The sequence below is a fragment of the Corynebacterium sp. HMSC062E11 genome, from assembly GCF_001811845.1.
Taxonomy (GTDB): domain Bacteria; phylum Actinomycetota; class Actinomycetes; order Mycobacteriales; family Mycobacteriaceae; genus Corynebacterium; species Corynebacterium hesseae.
Genome location: NZ_KV806782.1, coordinates 84,276 through 103,106, shown reverse-complemented (window position 1 = coordinate 103,106; position 18,831 = coordinate 84,276). Strand labels below are relative to the sequence as shown.

14 protein-coding genes are annotated in these 18,831 nt (G+C 63.9%); 6 read left to right on the top strand and 8 right to left on the bottom strand.

The genetic code is table 11. From position 1 onward, the window contains the following. Nucleotides 1–8: 8 nt before the first annotated feature. Together HMPREF2822_RS03825 and HMPREF2822_RS03820 are read right to left on the bottom strand one after the other, a co-directional pair. Nucleotides 9–716 (bottom strand): TIGR02391 family protein, encoded by a 708-nt coding sequence (locus HMPREF2822_RS03825; RefSeq protein WP_070521178.1) that lies wholly within the window; start codon nt 714–716, stop codon nt 9–11. Between the two features lie 26 nt (nt 717–742). Next, nucleotides 743–1,480 carry a type I restriction-modification system subunit M N-terminal domain-containing protein gene (locus tag HMPREF2822_RS03820; protein WP_070521174.1) on the bottom strand — a complete coding sequence of 246 codons (738 nt, stop codon included), beginning with the start codon at nt 1,478–1,480 and terminating at the stop codon, nt 743–745. A gap of 230 nt (nt 1,481–1,710) precedes the next feature. Between HMPREF2822_RS03820 and HMPREF2822_RS03815 the strand changes: the two genes are divergently transcribed. From HMPREF2822_RS03815 to HMPREF2822_RS03800, 4 genes are read left to right on the top strand one after another with little or no spacing between them, the layout of a single operon-like run. After that, the gene (locus HMPREF2822_RS03815) at nt 1,711–3,045 is read left to right on the top strand and encodes a DUF445 domain-containing protein (protein ID WP_070521172.1); all 1,335 of its coding nucleotides are present in this window, start codon (nt 1,711–1,713) and stop codon (nt 3,043–3,045) included. Between the two features lie 15 nt (nt 3,046–3,060). Beyond that, nucleotides 3,061–3,513 (top strand): CGLAU_01105 family protein, encoded by a 453-nt coding sequence (locus tag HMPREF2822_RS03810; RefSeq protein ID WP_070521169.1) that lies wholly within the window; start codon nt 3,061–3,063, stop codon nt 3,511–3,513. A 3-nt stretch (nt 3,514–3,516) separates the two neighbouring features. Further along, nucleotides 3,517–3,807, top strand: coding sequence for a DUF2516 family protein (locus HMPREF2822_RS03805; RefSeq protein WP_070521165.1), 291 nt, complete (start codon nt 3,517–3,519; stop codon nt 3,805–3,807). Further along, the gene (locus HMPREF2822_RS03800) at nt 3,807–4,268 is read left to right on the top strand and encodes a deoxyribose-phosphate aldolase (protein ID WP_070521161.1); all 462 of its coding nucleotides are present in this window, start codon (nt 3,807–3,809) and stop codon (nt 4,266–4,268) included. The genes HMPREF2822_RS03805 and HMPREF2822_RS03800 overlap by 1 nt, the downstream gene beginning before the upstream one ends. A 3-nt stretch (nt 4,269–4,271) precedes the next feature. Here HMPREF2822_RS03800 and HMPREF2822_RS03795 read toward each other — a convergent pair whose 3' ends face one another. From HMPREF2822_RS03795 to HMPREF2822_RS03785, 3 genes are read right to left on the bottom strand one after another with little or no spacing between them, the layout of a single operon-like run. Then, a complete protein-coding gene (locus tag HMPREF2822_RS03795; protein ID WP_070521159.1) occupies nt 4,272–5,072 on the bottom strand; it encodes an LmeA family phospholipid-binding protein in 801 nt (266 codons plus the stop codon). A gap of 23 nt (nt 5,073–5,095) precedes the next feature. Further along, on the bottom strand, nt 5,096–5,905 hold the full coding sequence (locus HMPREF2822_RS03790; protein WP_070521155.1) for a class I SAM-dependent methyltransferase: 810 nt from the start codon (nt 5,903–5,905) through the stop codon (nt 5,096–5,098). 27 nt (nt 5,906–5,932) lie between these two features. Then, a complete protein-coding gene (locus HMPREF2822_RS03785; protein WP_070521152.1) occupies nt 5,933–6,424 on the bottom strand; it encodes a DUF2505 domain-containing protein in 492 nt (163 codons plus the stop codon). 24 nt (nt 6,425–6,448) lie between these two features. Here HMPREF2822_RS03785 and HMPREF2822_RS03780 point away from each other — a divergent pair, with 24 nt between their 5' ends. Further along, nucleotides 6,449–7,567, top strand: a complete 1,119-nt coding sequence (locus tag HMPREF2822_RS03780) for a UDP-N-acetylmuramate dehydrogenase (protein ID WP_070521149.1) — start codon at nt 6,449–6,451, stop codon at nt 7,565–7,567. A gap of 15 nt (nt 7,568–7,582) precedes the next feature. Here the strand turns inward: HMPREF2822_RS03780 and HMPREF2822_RS03775 are convergent, their stop codons facing one another. Beyond that, on the bottom strand, nt 7,583–8,059 hold the full coding sequence (locus HMPREF2822_RS03775) for an S-ribosylhomocysteine lyase (RefSeq protein ID WP_070521145.1): 477 nt from the start codon (nt 8,057–8,059) through the stop codon (nt 7,583–7,585). A gap of 84 nt (nt 8,060–8,143) precedes the next feature. On the opposite strand from HMPREF2822_RS03775, the gene HMPREF2822_RS03770 reads away from it, so the two are divergent. Then, entirely contained in the window at nt 8,144–9,328 is a 1,185-nt protein-coding gene (locus HMPREF2822_RS03770; protein WP_232755575.1) for a YihY/virulence factor BrkB family protein, read from the top strand. A 75-nt stretch (nt 9,329–9,403) separates the two neighbouring features. On the opposite strand, the gene HMPREF2822_RS03765 is transcribed toward HMPREF2822_RS03770, so the two are convergent. Together HMPREF2822_RS03765 and HMPREF2822_RS03760 are read right to left on the bottom strand one after the other, a co-directional pair. Next, nucleotides 9,404–9,607, bottom strand: coding sequence for a hypothetical protein (locus tag HMPREF2822_RS03765; RefSeq protein ID WP_070521142.1), 204 nt, complete (start codon nt 9,605–9,607; stop codon nt 9,404–9,406). Nucleotides 9,608–9,771: 164 nt separating this feature from the next. Then, nucleotides 9,772–18,684 (bottom strand): type I polyketide synthase, encoded by an 8,913-nt coding sequence (locus tag HMPREF2822_RS03760; RefSeq protein WP_070521139.1) that lies wholly within the window; start codon nt 18,682–18,684, stop codon nt 9,772–9,774. Between the last annotated feature and the right edge of the window lie 147 nt (nt 18,685–18,831).

Sequence of the window (18,831 nt, the reverse complement as noted above, 5' to 3'; positions counted from 1 at the left end):
CGGAGTCACTACTCGGCTATTGAGTTGTCCAATCTGCGATGAAGCAGGCTGGCGAGCGCCAAGTATTCCAGCGCCTCCTGGGCGTCTTGCTCGACAGCGAGTTCATGTGCTCCGGGGTTACGAATGCCAAGCGTCGCGCCCCTGAAGATGGCGTGAAAACCGGCCTGCTCATCCTGTCCTGACCGACCCGCATGAAGCGAAACGGACAATCGCGGTGCTTTGCCGCCGAAGGCTTCATCCATCAACTTGGTGCCTGAAGTTCTTGAAGCAAGGAGGTCACGAACTCGAATCTCGATTGATTTGAACGCTTCGCTCACGGCCCGACTGAAGTGGCCGTCAGCGAACAAGTCCGCGCTTGCCTCTGCGACCGCTGGGTGCAGCCCCTCAAAGCTGAGTCGCCTTACTGGAGCTGTGCGTGGTGGAAGTTCCTTGCTGAGATGAACTTCGGTGTACGCCATATTGGCAAAAGGGCCATTGGGCAGATCGTTGATAACGACTTTCTGAGCGAAGAACCGCATCTTGCCGCCGCGAGGCTCAGGCAACTCGATGATGTCTCCTTCGTACACAGGAGTTTCCTTCGCTACGTAGGCCTTATCGATCCCTTGGTCGTTGAGAATTGAGGCTTCTACTTCAACGCGCTGTTCGGTGGGACCCGGCTCTCGGATGAGGGTGACCACCCGCGTCCCTGAGCGGCGGATGATGTCTGGCAAGGGCATGACCAACGACCTCCTATTTGAATCACTTACGCGGCCAGCGCGACTGTGCTGCCATTTTGTATCCAAGCCGGGTTGAAAGCTTCGCAGACGGAACAGATAATGCCGTCTTCCTCTAACTCGGTGTCATCAGAGGTAAACAAGATGGAAGTCATCAGACGGATCGCGTCGCGTGGGGTGTAGAACTCACCGGCATCTTTCGCTTTGCGGGCAAAGGAGTGGTACATCAGGTTCTCAAAGATGTCACCCATCGCCTGGTCCTGGAGTGCTTCATCAGACATGTCGATGGATGCGAAATGGTTAACCACATTCCAGAGTTGATTGTTGCGGTCGAGGAAATCGATGAGTTTGTCAAACTCGAACGCATCCCAAATCTCAAGAATGTTCGGGGAGAAGGTGTGGAGGTATTGCTTCAATCCTGGCTTGAGGGCGTCATCTGACGTTGCTAAGCGCTCTAGTGACAGTTCAGATGTGTTCCAGAAGCGGAGTTTGAACAGGTTCTCGATCTTGAGAGCGACGATTGCGGGGTCTGTCCCCTTCGCGTTCTCACGGTGAACGAGGTCAAGTACACCCTGTTTGGTGGATTCCAAGCGTCCCTCAAGTCGGCGAAGCACTGTGAACGGAATGATGTAGTCACCATAGTTTTCGACGGGGACGATAAGTCGTAGGTAGTCGTCTGCAGTCTGCCAGATTGCAGCATTAAGGCTATTGACCTTGGAGTTTTGTTTCGGCGTAATCGAGTCGAGAATTTCTGAAGTGCTAGACATAAAGCATTACCAATTTGTGTGAATTGTTCGATCTACTAATTCATTGATTGTTTCACAGTTCGTAGTCCTAAGAACGCCATATTTGGCGTTTCCAGCATGCTGGTGAGGACTTCAGGACAAATTCAGCGTGAGTGCTGATGCAGCGTCCGAGAATGTCGAGAATGCGCACTATTGTTAAACACTGGATTAGAGAATTATTCATAGATATTGATCCCAAGGAGAACCAACCCATGACGCACCGCGCAGACGCAGGGCTTGAGCCGGCTCGGGAAACGTCGGCGTCGCAGACGTCGTTTGTGCCGCAGCCAGGAAACCAGGAGGCGCGCCGGGCGGACCTGCGCCGCTGGAAGGCGATTGCGCTGTCCTTCCTGATTGGTGCGGCGGTGATCTTTTTGGGGTGCTCGTGGTGGCAGGCGTCGGCAAGCGGGGCTCCCGTCTGGGTGGGCTACGTGCGCGCGGCGGCGGAGGCAGGAATGGTCGGTGGATTGGCGGACTGGTTCGCCGTGACCGCGCTGTTCCGCCGGCCGATGGGGCTGCCCATCCCGCACACCGCGCTCATCCCCAACAACAAGGACCGCGTGGGTGATGCGCTCAAGGACTTCGTGGAGGAGAACTTCCTCACCGCGGATGCGCTCAGCGCCAAGGTGCGGGAGGCGGAGCTACCGCTGTGGCTGGCGCGCCAGGGCGTGGAGCCTGGGCGGGCGGAGGAGGTCTCCGCGTGGATTGGTGAGCGCGCCGCCAGCGTGGTCGCGGACCTAGACCCGGCGGAGGCAGAGCAATTCATCCGCACCCAGGTCATGGACCGTCTGGCAGAACCCGAGTGGGGCCCGCCGCTGGGCCGTCTGTTGGAGGGCTATATCGCGGAAGGCAAGGCGCGGCCGTTGGAAGATGACCTCATTGACTGGGCGCACGGAAAGATCCTCGGCATGGAATCCACGGTGGTCACCGCCATCGATGAGCGCATGCCCGGCTGGGCGCCGCGCTTTGCCCGCGAGATGGTGGGGGAGAAGGTCTACGCCGAGCTCGTGGAGTTCGCCGATGAGGTCCGCCGCAACGGCAACCACGAGGCCCGCCTGGCCATTCGCCGCAACCTGTCCAAGCTGGCCTCGGACCTGCAGTGGGATGAAGATATGCGCGAGCGCATCGAGGGAATCAAGCAGGAAATGCTGGCTTCCGATCAGGCGCAGAAGGCCCCGGCGGCAATGTGGGCGACGGTCTCCTCCACGCTCATTGAACAGCTCACCGACCCGGAGTCCTTCCTGCGCCAGAAGATGACCGCCAAGGTGAAAGAATTGGCGCACCGCCTGCTGGAAGATTCGGAGTTCCTGGCCCAGGCCAATGCGTTCGTGGACAAGGCCGCGCGCTACGCGGTGGAGAAGTTCGCACCGGAGATCATCGCGATTATCCCGGAGACCATTAAGCGCTGGGATGCCCAGGAGGCCTCCGAGAACATCGAGCTCATGGTGGGCAAGGACCTGCAGTTCATTCGCCTCAACGGCACGGTCGTGGGTGCACTGGCTGGGTTGGTTATCTACACTGTTAATCATCTGCTTTTTGGCGTCTAACAAGGAGTGACGACCATGTCCGTATTTGACTCAATCAAGAATGCCGGTTCCTCTGCTTTTGATGTGGCCAAGGATTTTGGTGGCCGTTTCAAGGAAGAGCGCCAGAACCAGGCCCAGAACGCGCAGGCGGAACGCATTGCCCGCGCCGCTGATGCGGCGGGCATGGGTGATGGCACCGCGAAGGAAGAGTCCTTCTTTGACCGCGTAACCTCCACGGCTAAGAACATCGGGGAGTCTGTGTCCTCCGCTGCACGTGAGACCCGCAACTCGGAGTCCTTCGTGAAGGCTCGTGAGGATTTCAACACCGCCTTCAACGAGACCCGTGAGGGGGTTCAGGGCGCTATCAACAACGCCAAGGAGCAGCGCGCGGCGGGCCAGCAGCCGCAGGAGCCGCAGAGCCCGCGCAACCCCTATGCAGCAAAGCCGAACGACGATGTCATCGACGGCGAAGTCGTTGACGAGAACTAATTAATGCACACTTTTCTAGATATTATTTCGTCGATACCGCAGTACATTTTTATGGCGGTATCCCTCTTTGCCCTCATCGGTGCCGTCCTAGCGGCGATGACGCGGGAGGATGCCTTCCGCGCCGGTGACCGCCAAAACAAATGGGTATGGGTCGGGCTACTCGTCGGTTCCGCCCTGGTGATGAACCTGCCGCTGCATTTCGTTAGCTGGATTGGCGCCATCATCACCGGCGTGTACTGGTTTGATGTGCGCCCGCAGCTCAAGGCCATCATCAACGGCGATTATTCCTACTAATGCTGAACCTGCTTGAGGCCTCCCTGGAGGAGGTGCGGACCCAATCCGCGGGGCAGCAGCGAGTGCTTGTCTCCCCGCACCATGTGCTTGCCGCCGAGGGTGCCGAGCGCGTCATTGCCGTTGCCGGCTATCCCACTGGGCGCCACCACTCTTTGGTGAAGGCGGCGGAGGCGCGGCTGGCCGTGCAATCAGGCGCCGCAGAGGTGTGGGTTGCGGTGGATGCACTGCTTGGCGACGTCACCTCGCTCCTCTCCGAGCTCGTCACCCTCCGCGAGGCCTGCCCGCTGCCCGTGCGTTTGGGGCTCATTCTTCCCGAAGACTCGCGCTTGCCGCTTAAAGAAATAGCCCGCCTGGCGGAGCAGGCGGGCTATCAATCCCTTGTTGATCCGGGGTCCGTCGTTTCAGACGACGAAGACCTAGACACGCAGCTCACCGTAGAGAGCCTGCGCCCTAATTCTTAAGCCTTAGTTGGCCGGTGCCGATTCCGGTGCTGGTGCCGTGGCGGAATCGAGCTCGCTCATCGGGACGTCGTGGCCAATGAGGGTCAGCGTGAGCTCGCCGGCGCCGACGTCCACGGACTCAAAGGTGAGCTTTTGTCCCGCGAGCTGTTCCTCCATGCCTTCGGCCAAGGCATTTGAAATCGCGGAGGTTGCCTGCTCCGGCAGGTCGAAGCCGAAGAGCGATGCTTCCTTCGCATCGATGGCGAGCTTGCCGTCGCGAGCCTCCGGCTTGAGCGAGAGCGTGGCCAGACCACCGGCGAATTCCACCTCGAGGTCATCCTCGGCATCGTTGGCGGTAATCGCGGTGACCACGAGGTTGCCCAAAGCGTCATAGCCGGACTGCTCAGCAATGGCTTTTTGGAAGCTGGCGAGCAGGAACTGATCCGGGACCGTCGTCGAGGCCCGCAGAGTGCCCGCGACCGGCTCCTGGGACAGCGTCATGTCTTCGACGTGGACATCCGCAGCCGGTTGGCCAGCGATGTTGGTGCCATCAATCTTCAGCGTGGACGGGGTCTTCATATCCATCTGCGGAATTTTGCCGTTGAGCATGCCAAAGATCATGGGGCTAGCACCGAAGCTCACCTCCGGTTCCTCGGAGGTCTCCACGCCCTGTTCCTTGGCGGACTCGGTGAATTGGCTCTTCATCTGTGAACCCAAGAACCAGCGCAGGCCGAGCTCAGCTACCAAGATGATGAGCAGGAGTACCACGAGTACGCCAATGAAGATTTTCCAGGCCGTCGAGGCGGAAGATTTAGAAGAAGCCATGACTACTAGTGTGGCGCACCGGCTTAAAGATGGCCAACTACCAGGTTCCAATCCACTGTGAGCACGTTATCCCGCAGGCGGCGGTGTACCGGATGGATGGGAACTGTCTGCCGGAGTTCTTCGCGCGCCATGCGCCAGCGCACTCGCGGGCCATAAGGAGACCAGCCGGCGGCGCGGTCCCAGGCGGCGTCGGCCGCCTGCAAGAGCTCGTGGATCGGCTCGCCCGGCACGTTGCGGTGGATGAGGATTTTGGGCAGGCGCTCCGCGATATCGCTGGGGCGCGCAACGTCGAAGGGATCCCAGGCGAGGGTTAGGGTGCGTGGGCCGGAGGCGTCGAGAAGCACCCAGGCAGCCCTGCGCCCCAGCTCGTCGCAGGTTCCCTCCACGAAGAAGCCGCCCGGTGCCAAGCGCGAGGTCACGGTGTTCCAGGCTTTCTCTACCTGGTCCACGTCGTACTGGCGCAGCACGTTGAAGGCCCGCACCAGCTGCGGGTGGTAGCCGGCCAGCTCGAAGCCTCCGAGCTCAAAGGCCACGCCATCGCGCGGCGGCAGGACGCGCTCGGGGGAAATCTCCAGACCCGTCACCCGGGTGTGAGGATTGACGTTGCGCAGCCACCCGGCCCACTCCACCGTGGTGGTGTGGGAGGCGCCGTAGCCGACGTCGAGAGCCAGCGGTTCCTTAGTGGAACGCAGCAGCGAGGAGATTTCCGGGTGCGCCACCATCCAGCGATCGCAGCGGCGCAGGCGGTTGGGATTAGTGGTGCCGCGGGTAATAACGCCAAAAGGCCGACCAGCGCTTTCCTGAGCCTTCAGGTTATGCGCGTGATCGGCCATGGCAACAACTGCGTTGTAGAGAGCTGTTTAGAGGTTGTTGGAGATCCACTCTTCGGTGAGCTTGCCCTCGTTGGTGTAGAGCTCCTGCAGAGCCTCAGCAACCTTCGGTTCGATGGCAGCGCCCATCATCGGGATGTTGACGGAAACCTCAGAGACGTAATCCAGAGCGGTGGACTCGCCCTGGCCCTTGTAGGTGATGTCGCCCTTGAAGTCGACCGGGGTGCCCTTGACGTCAGCGGTGAAGGAGACGGACATCTGATCATCGACAACCTCGCCGATGGTCACGGTGCGCTTCTCCTTGAGGTCCTGGGAGACCATAGCGCGGACGGCCTCCGGGAGGAGGGAGGTCGGAAGAATCTCGTAGAGCACGGCGGTGTTGCCGGTGAACTCGTGCACGGTGCCCGGTTCCGGGGAGAGCTTGGCCACGATGAAGTCCCAGTACTCCTGGGTGGACAGTGCCTTGTGCACCTTATCGATGGGCTGGTTGATGATCACGGTGTTTTCGCTACGGGTTGACATGAGTTACAGACTACCTTGGTAGACGTGCTAGATAAATTCCTGACCCTCGCTGATATTGACGGAGTCACGCTTGATTCCGAGACCACCTTCGCCGATCTCACGACGCTGCGCATCGGCGGTGCCCCGCTGGTGACGGTGCGCTGCGCCAGCGCTGAGGCCGCCATCGCTGCGCTGGCAGCGCTTGACGACGCCTCCCAGGACTACCTCGTCGTCGGCGGTGGCTCCAACCTTGTGGTGGCGGAAGGTCAGCTGGATGTCGTGGTGGTCATCCTCGATTTTGAGGACATCGACGTCTCCGTGGCCAGTGGCCTCGTGCGTGCTGATGCGGGCGCGGTGTGGGATGACGTCGTGGCTTTGTCCGTGGACTGCGGCCTGGGCGGCATCGAGTGCCTTTCCGGGATCCCGGGCAATGCGGGTGCCGTGCCGGTGCAGAATGTCGGCGCCTATGGCGCGGAGACCTCCGACGTCCTCACGCAGGTCTATCTCTACGAGCGCGCTACCCGGACCGCGACGTGGGTGCCGGCCGCGGACCTGGAGCTGGCCTATCGCTACTCCAACCTGAAGTTCACCGGGCGCGGCGTGGTGCTGGCCGTCGAGCTGCAGCTAACTACCGACGGCCTGTCGAGGCCCCTGCGCTTTGGCCAGCTCACCCAGAACCCCGGTGAGCGCCGCCCCGTGGCCGAGGTCCGCGAGGACGTACTGAAGCTGCGCCGCGGCAAGGGCATGGTGCTTGACCCAGAAGACCACGACACATGGTCGGCCGGTTCCTTCTTCACCAACCCCATCGTCGAGCCCGAGCTTGCCGATTCCATCCAGGAAGCCGTCCGCGCCGCCCGTGGCGACGAGGATGCCGACCGCATGCCGCGACACGTGGTGCCGGCAAGCGGCACCACGTCGGGGAAGATGGAAAAACTCTCCGCCGCCTGGCTCATCGAGCGCGCCGGCTTTGCCAAGGGCTACCCGGGTGAAGAATCGGGTGCGAAGGCAACCTTGTCCACCAAGCACACCCTGGCGCTGACCAACCGCGGTGAGGCCACTGCGGACGATATCGTTGCGCTGGCCCGCGACATCCGCGCCGGGGTTCAGAAGGCCTTCGGCGTGACGCTGGAGCCGGAGCCCATCTGGCTGGGTGTGAGTATTTAAGAAGGACTTGGGTGGCTAGGCCATGACGTTGAGCCACTCTTCCTTGGCCGCGAGGAAGTTGCGTGCGGCCTCCTGTGCACCCTCGAGTGAGTGGTGGGCGCCCCAGCCGCACTGCACCTCGTTGGCGGCGGGAACCTCAGTGGCATTGAGGATGTCATTGAGCGCGCCGTCGACAGCGCGGAGCAGCTCATCCTGCTCCATGCCGTTGGTGATGGCGTAGAAGCCGGTACGGCAGCCCATCGGGGCAAAACCAATGAGCTTGTCGGTGTAGTTGCGCATGAAGTTGGCCATCATGTGCTCGACCGAGTGCAGTGCTTCGGTACCGAGGTGCTCTTTGTTGGGCTGGCAGAAGCGCAGGTCATACTTGATAATCTCGACCCCGCCGCCCAGGTCGGTGCGGTCGGCGACGCGGATATAGGGGGCGGCGACAAGCCGGTGATCGAGTTCGAAGGACTTTACGTTGATCTTGTTCTCAGTGTTCTTCTCAGTCATGCCTCCCCAGTGTAACCACGGCTCTGGCTGTGGCCCGAGTGTCCTTCCCCTGAATGCGGGCTGTGCCGCATACGCTGGTCAGATATGAGCGAAGAGGAGATTGTCGGCAACGCTATGTCGGCCGAGGAGCCGGAGACAATCTTGCCGTTTAAAGGCTCGACCGTCCTGGAGGTCCAGGGCCACGATGAAGAGCACAACCCCCTCGCCAAAGGCAACCGTCTGCGCAAGGAGAGCTGGGGGCTGGTCATCCGCCGCACGTGGAATGACTTCTTCCACGATGCCTTCATGGACCGTGCCGCCGGGATGACCTACTTCACCCTTATGGCTTTTGCGCCCACGGTGCTGGCCGCCTATTCCATCGCTACGCTTATCTTCTCCTCCCGTCAAGCGGAAGTAGAGAAGCTGACCTCAGAGCTCATCGAACAGTACGTCCCCGGTTCGCTTTCTGAGCAAGCCCACACGGTCGTCGGCACGATTATCGGCTCCAGCGCGCAAGGTACGTTGGCTCTGATCATCTCCCTGGCCATCTCACTGTTTTCGGCGTCGGCGTATGTGCGGGCCTTCTCGCGGACAGCCAATACCGTGTATGGCCGGGTGGAGGGCCGCGGCATCATCCGCACGTGGGCGCTGATGTGGGGGCTGACAGCAGTCATCGTGGTCGGCGCGGTCATCGTGCTCTTTGCCAACTTGCTGCGTGATGCAGTGCTTAACGAAGGGCTGATTCCGCTTGCGCGCACCGTAGGACTAGAGGATGCCGCCACGTACTTGGTACGAATCTTCCTCCCGGTGTGGAACTGGCTGCGCTTCCCAGTCACTGTGGTTGTGGTTCTCACGCTTATCGCGGTGCTCTATCACTTCGGCCCCAACGTGCGTCCCGGGCGCTTTAGGTGGATAACCTCCGGTTCCGTGGTGGCGCTCGTGGGTACGGTTGCGTCTTGGGGCTTGGTAGGCCTCTACCTGAAGTACCTTGCTGCGGCCAGTGCCTATGGTGCATTAAGCACCGTCATGGCGGTCTTCGTGGCCACGTGGTTGATGAACACTGTGCTGATCGTCGGCATCAAGATTGATGCGGAGGTGCTGCGCGCCAAGGAGCTGCAGCTGGGATTGCACTCCGAGCGTTTCATCCAAGCTCCGCCGCGCGCCGAGAATTCATCCCAAGCCCAGGCCCGCGCCCAGGAGAGCTTGGAGCAGAGGGCACGTGAGATTTCAGATAATGCGCGGCAGGTGCAGGATGAGGCAGCAGAAGATCCAGAGGAAGAACGCGCCTAGATGCCAAAACCTTGCCCCCGCGTTGCATGGATCGGCGATAAGTTTGGCAGATAGGGCAGTTGTGAAGTCGGGCGGTTACTGCGCAGATTCTTCTGGAACCCGGCGTTGGCCCGCGGCCTTTTCTTGCCTGCGCTTGTCAATCAGTGCCGAGATAAGGAACCCAAACCCCATAACCGTTGTGGCCCTGGTTGACCACTCGTAATCAGCGATGAGCCAACCGGCAAGGGAAATGACGCTGAGTGAGCCGACAGCTGTCATGAGGAATTTTTCAATATCCATGCTTCGTCCTCTGGTTCGTGGAAGTCTCGCAATCAAGTAAACGGTGCCTTATGTGAAAACTATCACGAGGCGAGGGGCGCAGGCAGAAAAAGAAGCCGAGGAGGCCCGTTTCTTTGCGGACGTCCTCGGCTTGTTCTTAGGGCTTGTTGTTAGGGGCTAGCGCCTTAGGCGGAGGGGTAGGTGCCGTCTTCGGTGAGGCGCGCGGAGTCGTCGAGAAGCATGGCAATCTCGGCGGCCTTGGCATCCTGTGTCGGGAGGCGGCGGCCTTCGATGACCTCGAAGAGCGGGGCGCGGCCCAGCATTCCGGCCTCGAAGTGTGCGCGGCCGGCGCGCAGGCGCTGCTCGGCGTGCTCACGCCACGAGGCGGCGGCGTCCGCCCCGCGCTGCTGGGACACGGCCTGCTCGAACACGCCGGGGTGGGCGTAAACGATGAGCGCGCTGACGTGGCCGAAGCCGAGCGAGGTCAGCGCCGCGGCCTTCACGCTGTGGCCCGCCGCAGCGAGATCCAGCGGGGAGCGCAGCCACACCAGGTTCGGCGCCTTCGGGGCGATGAGCGGGTCGACGCAGTCCAGGGACACGTTCGCCGGGATGCGGTGCGTGCGGAAGACGTCGATGATGCCGCCGGTCTGGAAGAGCGCGGCACCCGCCTTGGAGTGCCCGGTGAGCGTCTTCTGGGAGATGACGAACATCGGCTGGTCCTCATTGCGGCCAATCGCCGGCCACAGCAGGGAGTGCAGCTCCGACTCGTTGGGGTCGTTGGCGTTGGTGGAGGTGTCGTGCTTGGACAGGACACTGACGTCGTTGGGGGTCAGGCCGAGACCGCGCAGCGAGCGCGCCAGGCGGGAGTTCTCCCGGCCGCGGCCAGCACCCAGCGCACCCAGGCCAGGGGCCGGGATGGAGGTGTGGGCACCGTCGCCATAGGAGGCGGCGTGCGCGACCACTGCGAGCACCGGCAGTCCTAAGTCGGCTGCTAGTGAGGCGCGAACTAGCAGGACCGTGCCGCCACCCTCGCCTTCGAGGAAGCCGCCGCGGCGGCGGTCATTGGCGCGGGAGATGAAGCGATCATCGATTCCCTTGGCGGTCATCTTTGCGGTCTCCGCGGTGGCGTTCATGTCGCCGAAGCCCTGGAGAGATTCCACTTGGACATCGTCGATACCGCCGGCCACGACCACGTCGGCCTTGCCCAGGGCAATCTTGTCCACGGCCTCCTCAATCGACACCGCTGCGGTAGCGCAGGCACCGATGGGGTGAATCATGGAACCATAGCCGCCCACGAGGGACTGCATGGTGTGCGCCGCGATGACGTTCGGGAGGGCCTCCTGCAGGATGTCGGACGGGCGCTCCTCACCGAGGAAGCGCGTGACGAAGACCTTGTGCAGGGACTCCATGCCACCGATGCCGGTGCCCTGTGTGGTGGCCACCTGGCCCGGGTGGATGGAGCGCAGCAGCTCCGCCGGGGAGAAGCCGGCCTGGGTGAAGGCATCCACTGCGCTGACCAGGTTCCACACCGCCATGCGATCCAGGGAATCAAGCATGTGCTCTGGGATTCCCCACTTGGCGGCGTCGAAGTCATCCGGCATCTGCGCGGCGACGGTGCGGGTCAGCGTGGCCTTGCGCGGCACCTTAACGGTGGCACCCTGGCGGCGGGTGACCTGCCACTCGCCGTCCACTTCGGCGATGCTGACGAACTCCGGGTCCGCTTCTTGGATATCGCGGGCGGTGGCCTCCGAATCCACGGTGAAGGTGACGTCGCGGTCCAGGAAGACGGTGGTCAGGTCGATGGAGCCGCGGTCGGTGAGGTGGTACTTATCCGTCAGCGTGCGCACGCCGGAGCGTGCGACGACCTCATCGCGGAAGCGCTCGAAGATGTCCTCCTCGGCGATCTCTTCATCGCTCTCCACCACGAACCAGCCCGGGTGTGGATCCTCGCGCCATTCCACCAGTCCGGTCATCCAGGCCAGCTCCAGCACACCGGCGGCGGTGAGCTCCGCGGAACCATCGCGCTGCAGGCCAAACTCGGCCTCGAAGCGCGTGCGGCCGGAACCCCATGAGGAGACCTCGCCGATGCCGGCGATGACCACCATGTCCTCCAGGTCCGTGGTGACCTGGCCAACTTCTTCCTCCAGGCCAGGCTGTACTGCCTGTACCTGGTTGGGCAGCGCGGTGATGGTCGCGGGGGCGTCCTTATCCTCGTGTGGAACTGCGTTAGCGGTTTCCGCACCGGCAGCAAGCTCGGGGAGGGAGAAGCCCTCTAAGCCGCCGGTGAGGTCCTTCTCCACCGGGGCATGCGCTGCCTGTTCGCGCGAGTCGGCGCTGGCTAGGTCCATGAGTTCGGCGGAAATCTCCTCCGGGCTCCACACCTTGATGCCGGCCTTCTCGGCGGCGGGCACCAGCCCATCGTTGCCGCTCATGAGGTGCGTGCCAGCCACCCAGCCGATCTTGGCCTGTGCCAGAGTGACACCCTGCGGCCAGCCGGCTTCGACCTTCCACTTGTTGAGGATGGCATCGAGTGCTGCCTTGACCTCGCCGTAAGCGCCGTCGCCACCGAAGGTGCCGCGGTTGGGCGAGCCCGGCAGGACGACATGGCAGCGCTTGTCGACGTCCCCCTGGCTCAACCTTGCCAGCCCCGCGATGGTGCGCTCGACGGACCAGAGCAGCAGGCGGGCCTGCGTCTCGGTCGTTCCGGAGGCATCCGCCAGCGAGCCGGAGACACTCGGCGCGGCGAAGGGGAAGGCCAGCGTCGGGGTCAGCGCAGGCTTGAGAATCTTGACCTCGTTGCCCACGGACTCGCGCTGCTCAGTGCCGATCCAGTCGATGAGGGCGTCAATATCACGGAAGCTCGACAGGTTCGCCGGGACCAGCCACAGGGCGGAACCAGCAGCGCCGTGCTCGGCGTAGAGCGTGCGCGCGAACTCCTTGCGGGCTTGGCTCACCCGCGAGGCAGTCATGATGACCGTCGCGCCGCCTTCCAGCAGGCGCTCCACCAGCGCGGTGGCGATGGAACCAGGGGCAGCACCCGTGACCAGGGCGACCTCACCGGCGAACGCGCCGGGGGTGGTGTCCACGGCGGCCTGCGCGATGTCTCCGCGCTTCCACCAGCGGGCCTGGCGAGCTAGATCCTCGCCGGCACCGCGGAAGCTGTCCACCGGGTACTCGGCTTGGCTCAGCGCCAGGCGGGCGAGGCGCTCGCGGGCGATGGCCCAGGAATCGTCGAAAAGCACGGCCTTGTTTGCATCGAAGGAAGGCGTGACGGACTTGAGCCAGCCGGAGCCGAGCTCTGCCTCGACGGCATCGATGACGGTGGTATCAGGTGCCTCGATGAGCTCCGGCTCGGGGCCCAAGCCCAGCTGGGAAAGAACCTGGCGGGCGACAGTCGCCAGTACGCCGTTCTCACCGGTGACGGTCTCGGCGAAGGCATCCAAAGCAGCGGAGTCAACCACGGCACCGCCACCGGCGCCACCGGCGGCTGCGCCCTTGGAGACGGACGCGCCGTGGGTAGCGGCGACGGCCTGGACGGCGGCGTCGATAAGCTCATGCGCCGCGGACTTCGAGGTGGCACTCGCCGGCACGGTGCTCAGCGAGCCGCCGCGCACCGAGTCCTCCTCGCGGGAGCCGAGCAGGATCTCCGCCTCGACGTGGGAAACCCAGGATTCGGGCAGTCCCCAGGTGCCGGTGACGTAGTCCGCCACGGCGGTGGGCTTGAGGCCCGCAGCTCCGAAGAGCTGGCGCAGGCGCGCGCCGACGGCCTCACCCAGCACCGGGCCGAACGCGGAGTAGCCCGGGGCGGCGGTGGCGACCTTCTCGCGCAGCGTAGCCACGTCGGCATCGGCGGCGCCATCGATGGCCGGCACGCCGATTTCCGCGGACATGTCCATGAGCAGCTGGTTGCGGCGCGAGGATACGCCGTTGGTCAGCTCCTCCACGGTGTCGGAGTCCGCGATCTGGTCCACGCGAATCTTGTTCTGGAAGGCGAAGAGCACCATGATTGCCTCAGCCGCGCCAAAGCGCAGCTCGGGGGCGTCGCTCGCAGTTGCGGCGGTAGGTGCAGGAGTCGGTGCAGTCGGCGCTGCCTCAGCCGGAGTCTCGGTTGGTGCTTCGCTCGCCTGCGGTGCCTCTTCGGCGTCGGATTCCGCAGCCGGTGCGGCGGCGGGGGCTTCGGAGACGTCGGCAAGCATGACCTGCTCTTGGTCGCGCTCCACGTTGAGCACGCGGATGGTGCCTTCCGGGATTCCGGCGACGGCTAGCGAGCGGGTGGCCAGGTTGGTCAGCGTCGGGGAAGAAGCCAGGCCGACCTCGATGATCTGATCGACCTTGCCAAAGAGGAGCTCCTGGGTCTCAATCCAGCGCACAGGTGAGGCGAACTGCCAGGACAGCAGCTCAATGAGCAGCAGGCGGGCGAGCTCGTGCTCGGAGAGGTCCTCCACCTTCAGCCCGTCCAACTTGCCGGAGGGCGCCAGCGGGGCCACGGCGTCGACGAAGTCCTGGGTGAGCTCGAAGGGGCGGGCCACCAGGTTCGGGATATAGCGGCCTACCAGGGCGTCCAGATCCAACTCCTGCGGCAGCAGCTCATCGAGCTTCTCCGCGAAGGCCGGAACGCCCTCGCGCAGCACGCGGGAGTGGAAAGGAACGTCGATGCCCGGGACCATGACGGCTGCGCGCGGGGCGATGGCATTGGCCTTGTCCACCAGGGCCTTGAGCCCCTTCTTGGTGCCGGCGACGGAGTACTGCTGGCCGCGGATGTTGTAGTTAACAATCTCCAGGAACTCGCCGGTGGCTGCGGCGACCTCAGCCACCCAGGCGTCGACGTTGTCGGCATCAATGCCGGCCATGTTCGGGCGCAGTGCCGCCATGGCGTACTCGGAGTTGCCCTCCGCATCGCGCGGGACCAGGTTGCCCATGGCGGAGCCGCGGGAGTAGACGATGTCGATGACACCTTCGAGGTCAAAGATATTCGCCAGCGAGGCCAGCGCGGTGTACTCGCCCAGGGAGTGGCCGGCGAAGTAGGAGGTGGGGGCCAAGGCGTCCTCGGCGCGCAGGCGCTCGGTCTGGGCATAGGCCACCACGGCCAGGGCCACCTGCGTGAACTGGGTCAGGTGCAGCACGCCTTGTGGGTGGCGGAAGGTGGTGCCGCGAACGGTGAGCTCCGTTGGGTTCTCATCGATGATCTTCTGGATGCTAAAGCCCAGGTTTTCGCGGGTATGCGCATCCGCGCGGCGCCACGCTTCGCGCGCTGCCGGGGAGGCCTGGCGGTCGCCCTTGCCCATGCCTTCGGCCTGGATGCCCTGGCCGGGGTAGACATACGCCGTGGTCGGCGCGGCGAGCAGCGCCTGGCCGCGGGAGACCACCTCGCCCTCGATGCGGCAGGTGACCTCGAGGGCCTGGTGGATGCCCTTGCGGCCGACGCGTTCGACGGTGACCTCGATGTCATCGCCCAACTGCACCATGCCGTACATGGAGTAGGTCCAGCCCACCACGCGGCCGTGGCGTCCGGCCACTTGCTGCGCGGCGGCCGAGAGCCACATGCCGTGCACCAGTGGTGCCTGCAGGTTGACCAGCTGAGCTGCGTTATAGGAGGTGTGGATCGGGTTATAGTCGCCGGAGACCAGCGCGAAGGGCGTCATGTCCTGCGGGGCGGTGACGGTGGCGCGGTCGACGAAGGAGCGCGGCGTCGGCACCACCTTGGTGGCGGACTTGCCGCCGCCCCACTCCGGTGCCTGGCTCGGCGCGGCGGTGCCGGTGGCGCGGCCGCGGATGGCAAAGCGGTGCATCTGCGTGGCCACGACATCACCGGAAGCGTGGTCCTTGAGCTCGAGCTCAACCGTCACGATGCGCCCGGAAACGGATTCCTCGATGGCGGTGCAGGAGGAGGTGACGTCGATCTGGCGGCCGTCGGCAAGCTGCTCCAGCGGCACGCGCACGTCGATGACGTGGTCCAGGTGCACCGCGTTGAGAAGGCCCTCGATGACCGGGTAGCCGTCCTTCAGGCGGCCGGAGCCGAGTGCGGCATAGATGGCCGGCCAGCAGGGGCCGACAAGCACATCCGGGGTGCCGGCCTTCTCGGCTGCAGCATCGCCACAGGTCACCGCGCTGTGAGCGGAGAGCAGCGAAGCAGGGAAGTGGAAGGAGTAGCCGGACTCGACGGTGGGCATCTCCGTGATCTCATCGCCCTGCTCCGCGGTGGAGCCGACACCGGCCAGCCCCTCCAAGAGGGTGAAGACGGAGTTGGGTAGGCGCTCCTCGGAGACCACCGGGGAGCCACCCGTGGCTACATCTTCCGGCAAGTCCACAGGGACGGTGACCTCGCGGACGTAGAAGGGGCGCTGCTCCTCAGGCAGGTCATCCCAGTAGGAGTCCGCCGTGATGACGATTTCCCAGTTACCCTCGGTATCCTGGCGCAGGTCGAAGGCGTTCTCATCCATCTCATAGGCTGGGTTGGCCATGAGGTGGCCGTGCCACAACAGGGTAGGAGAAGTACGCAGGAACGCGGCCTCATCGGCGGCGGAATTCAGGCGGGAGAAGGCCTTCTGAGGGGTCGAGCCCTGTTCCAGTAGCGCATCCGTGGTGGCCTGTTCGAAGCGGGCAAGCAGGTCCGCCACCGGCTCGTTCTTCTTGGTAATGCCTGCCACGGCTACCGGGCCCGGGATGATGCGCACCTGGTCGGCGGTATAGCGTTCATCCTGGGCCTGCCACAACGTGTCCTTGCCAAACCAGCTCTTGAGGTCGCCATCGATGGCGGGCACCCACGGCATGGGCTTGACGTGCTTGTAGTGCAGCGAAATCCACCAGGCGGCATCGCGCGCGGAGACCTCGGTGGTACGTGCGGCGGGGTATTCGGCCAGCAGCTTAGCGACGGCCCGCGGGGCATCGTGGACGTCCTCAACGCTGGTGAAGAAGGTTTCAATCTGGCCGTGGTCAGCCGGGTTCAGGCGGGCTTCGACGCGGTGGAGGAGATCGAGGAAGCGGTCATCCCAACTGGGATCCACGAACGGGTGGGCCAGCTCCACGAAGCGCTCCAGCCACTCGGCGTAGGTCATGGATTCCACATCGCCGAAGTAGGGTTTGCAGGTCTTGGCCAGGGCATCGATGATCTCCTGGCGGTGCGCCGGGTAGTCCTCGATGCTCAGGGAAGTAATCAGGCGCGAGGCCGCCGCGAAGGAATTATCCAGGTCGTGGATGTCCGCCAGCAGGTGGGACTGGGAGGACGCCACGCCATGCGCTCCGGTTCCGCGGCCGACCCAGCCATCATTGTCCTCTGGGGAAATGCCGGTGGTATTGACCAGCAGGTCCTTCACCGAATCGGTGGCCTTAGCTTCCTTGGTGGCCATGGCGACGGTGCCGATGAAGACGGCGTCGACAGGCATAGCGGGCAGGCCGTGCTTTATCGCCCACTCGCCGGTGAGGTAGGAGGTGGCGCGGTCCGGAGAGGCGATGCCGCCGCCGACTGCCAGGTAGACGTTGGGGTGCTGGCGGATTTCGGCGTAGGTATCCAGCAGCATGTCATCCAGGTTGACCCAGGAGTGGTGGCCGCCGGCGTGGCCGTCCTCGACCTGCATGATGATGCGGTCCTCCGGGTAGGCCGTGGCGATGGCCAGCACATCCCGGATCTGCTTTGCGGTACCGGGCTTGAAGGAGATGAAAGGGAAACCGTCGGCGTGGAGGCGGTCCAGCAGCTCGCCGGCTTCCTCTACCTCCGGAATACCGGCGGAGATGCACACGCCGTTGAAAGCCGCACCGGCCGCGCGGGCCTTGGGCACGATGCGCGCCTGGCCGAAGTGCAGGTTCCACAGGAAGCGGTCGAAGAACATGGTGTTGAACTGTGCCGTGCGTCCGGGGCGCAGGTGCTTTTCCATGGTGGCCAGGTGCGAGCGGAAGACCTCATCGGAGTACATGCCGCCGCCGGCCATCTCCGTCCAGTGTCCGGCGTTGGCCGCCGCGGCCACGATCTCTCCATCAGCAGACGTCGGCGTCATGCCGCCCAGCATGATGGGGGAGAGGCCCGTGAGGTCGGAGAAGCGGGTCTGGGTATAGGTGCGCCCGTTCGGGAGCTCGATGGTGCGCGGGGCGAAGTCGGCGTAGTTCAGAGCCTTGGGCAGTTCAGTGCCTGGTGTGGCCAGCGCATTGACCTCCTGCGGGGTGGCGGCCGAGATCACCGTGACACCCGTTCCCTCCACGACGCGGCGGGTGAGGGTGGTCAGCGCGCGGTCCAGGACAATGAGGTGCTCGGAGTTGAGTGCGGCCAGCGTGGCCGGCCAATCATGTTCGTTGACCAGGATGGCCTCGGCCTGCGCGCGGGCCTCATCCACGTCGAGGCCGCACTTCTGAGCCAGCGCCACGGTGCGCTCGGCCGCCATGGCCAGCACCGGGTTGTGGAAGGGAAGGGCCACGGGCAGCTCATCGAAACGAGGGCTGAGCTCATCGCCGCCGATGGTGCGCTTCTCCAGCTCGGCGTTGAAGCCCTTGACGGCCTCCTCGATGGCGGTGCGGGTGGCGGCCAGGTCCTCCGGGCTGCCGGAAAGTGCGAAGTGGCGGCGGCCGTTGACCACGGCGATGGCGGCGGTGCCGTGCAGATGCTCAGTGACGAAGCCGCGCTCCAGGCCACGGACAGACAGCATCTGGGAGCGCGGATCGGAGCCATTGACCGCACTGGCAGCGGTCCCCATCAGGATGGCCAGGGCGAGGGCGTGCGCCGGCTTGTCGACGGCCAACGCGCCCAAGCTTCCCTGCGAATGCCCAGCGCGCTCATCGATGTCGACGCCTAGGTCACGCAGCTGCTCGATGGCGGCAATCTGGCCCAGGACGATGCCCGGGATGGATACCGCAGGCAGCGAGTCGAGGGTAGTGGACTCGGTGGAACCAGCGATGAGCTGCTCGAGGCGCTCCAGCGCGCCGGGGCAGGTGGAGGCGATGGTGCGTGCGGCGGGGCCGGTGAGGCTGCGGGCTTGGGCGAGGGCCTCACGTAGGGATTCGGCAGTGGCGGCAGTCTGCGCGGCGGTGGCGATGAAACCTTGCCAATCGGAGCCTTGTCCGGCGAAAAGCACGGCCGGGCGGGGCATGGAATGCAGCATAGTTACAGGCATCTTTCCTCTTTTGAGCTGATGGGGAACGGTGTGATGAAGAGCTGCGGGCAGACTTAGTTAGCCCTACAGAACAATCATGATGAGCCACCGTAGTCGAAGCCCTTGCGCATAGGTGTCTCCCGCGCGGAAAATGTGAGGTTTTTCTCA

Excerpts from the sequence above, each read along its gene's own strand:
- HMPREF2822_RS03825 (WP_070521178.1), bottom strand. The coding sequence starts at position 716 with ATGCCCTTGCCAGACATCATCCGCCGCTCAGGGACGCGGGTGGTCACC.
- HMPREF2822_RS03820 (WP_070521174.1), bottom strand. The coding sequence starts at position 1,480 with ATGTCTAGCACTTCAGAAATTCTCGACTCGATTACGCCGAAACAAAAC.
- HMPREF2822_RS03815 (WP_070521172.1), top strand. The coding sequence starts at position 1,711 with ATGACGCACCGCGCAGACGCAGGGCTTGAGCCGGCTCGGGAAACGTCG.
- HMPREF2822_RS03810 (WP_070521169.1), top strand. The coding sequence starts at position 3,061 with ATGTCCGTATTTGACTCAATCAAGAATGCCGGTTCCTCTGCTTTTGAT.
- HMPREF2822_RS03805 (WP_070521165.1), top strand. The coding sequence starts at position 3,517 with ATGCACACTTTTCTAGATATTATTTCGTCGATACCGCAGTACATTTTT.
- HMPREF2822_RS03800 (WP_070521161.1), top strand. The coding sequence starts at position 3,807 with ATGCTGAACCTGCTTGAGGCCTCCCTGGAGGAGGTGCGGACCCAATCC.
- HMPREF2822_RS03795 (WP_070521159.1), bottom strand. The coding sequence starts at position 5,072 with ATGGCTTCTTCTAAATCTTCCGCCTCGACGGCCTGGAAAATCTTCATT.
- HMPREF2822_RS03790 (WP_070521155.1), bottom strand. The coding sequence starts at position 5,905 with ATGGCCGATCACGCGCATAACCTGAAGGCTCAGGAAAGCGCTGGTCGG.
- HMPREF2822_RS03785 (WP_070521152.1), bottom strand. The coding sequence starts at position 6,424 with ATGTCAACCCGTAGCGAAAACACCGTGATCATCAACCAGCCCATCGAT.
- HMPREF2822_RS03775 (WP_070521145.1), bottom strand. The coding sequence starts at position 8,059 with ATGACTGAGAAGAACACTGAGAACAAGATCAACGTAAAGTCCTTCGAA.
- HMPREF2822_RS03770 (WP_232755575.1), top strand. The coding sequence starts at position 8,144 with ATGAGCGAAGAGGAGATTGTCGGCAACGCTATGTCGGCCGAGGAGCCG.
- HMPREF2822_RS03765 (WP_070521142.1), bottom strand. The coding sequence starts at position 9,607 with ATGGATATTGAAAAATTCCTCATGACAGCTGTCGGCTCACTCAGCGTC.
- HMPREF2822_RS03760 (WP_070521139.1), bottom strand. The coding sequence starts at position 18,684 with ATGCCTGTAACTATGCTGCATTCCATGCCCCGCCCGGCCGTGCTTTTC.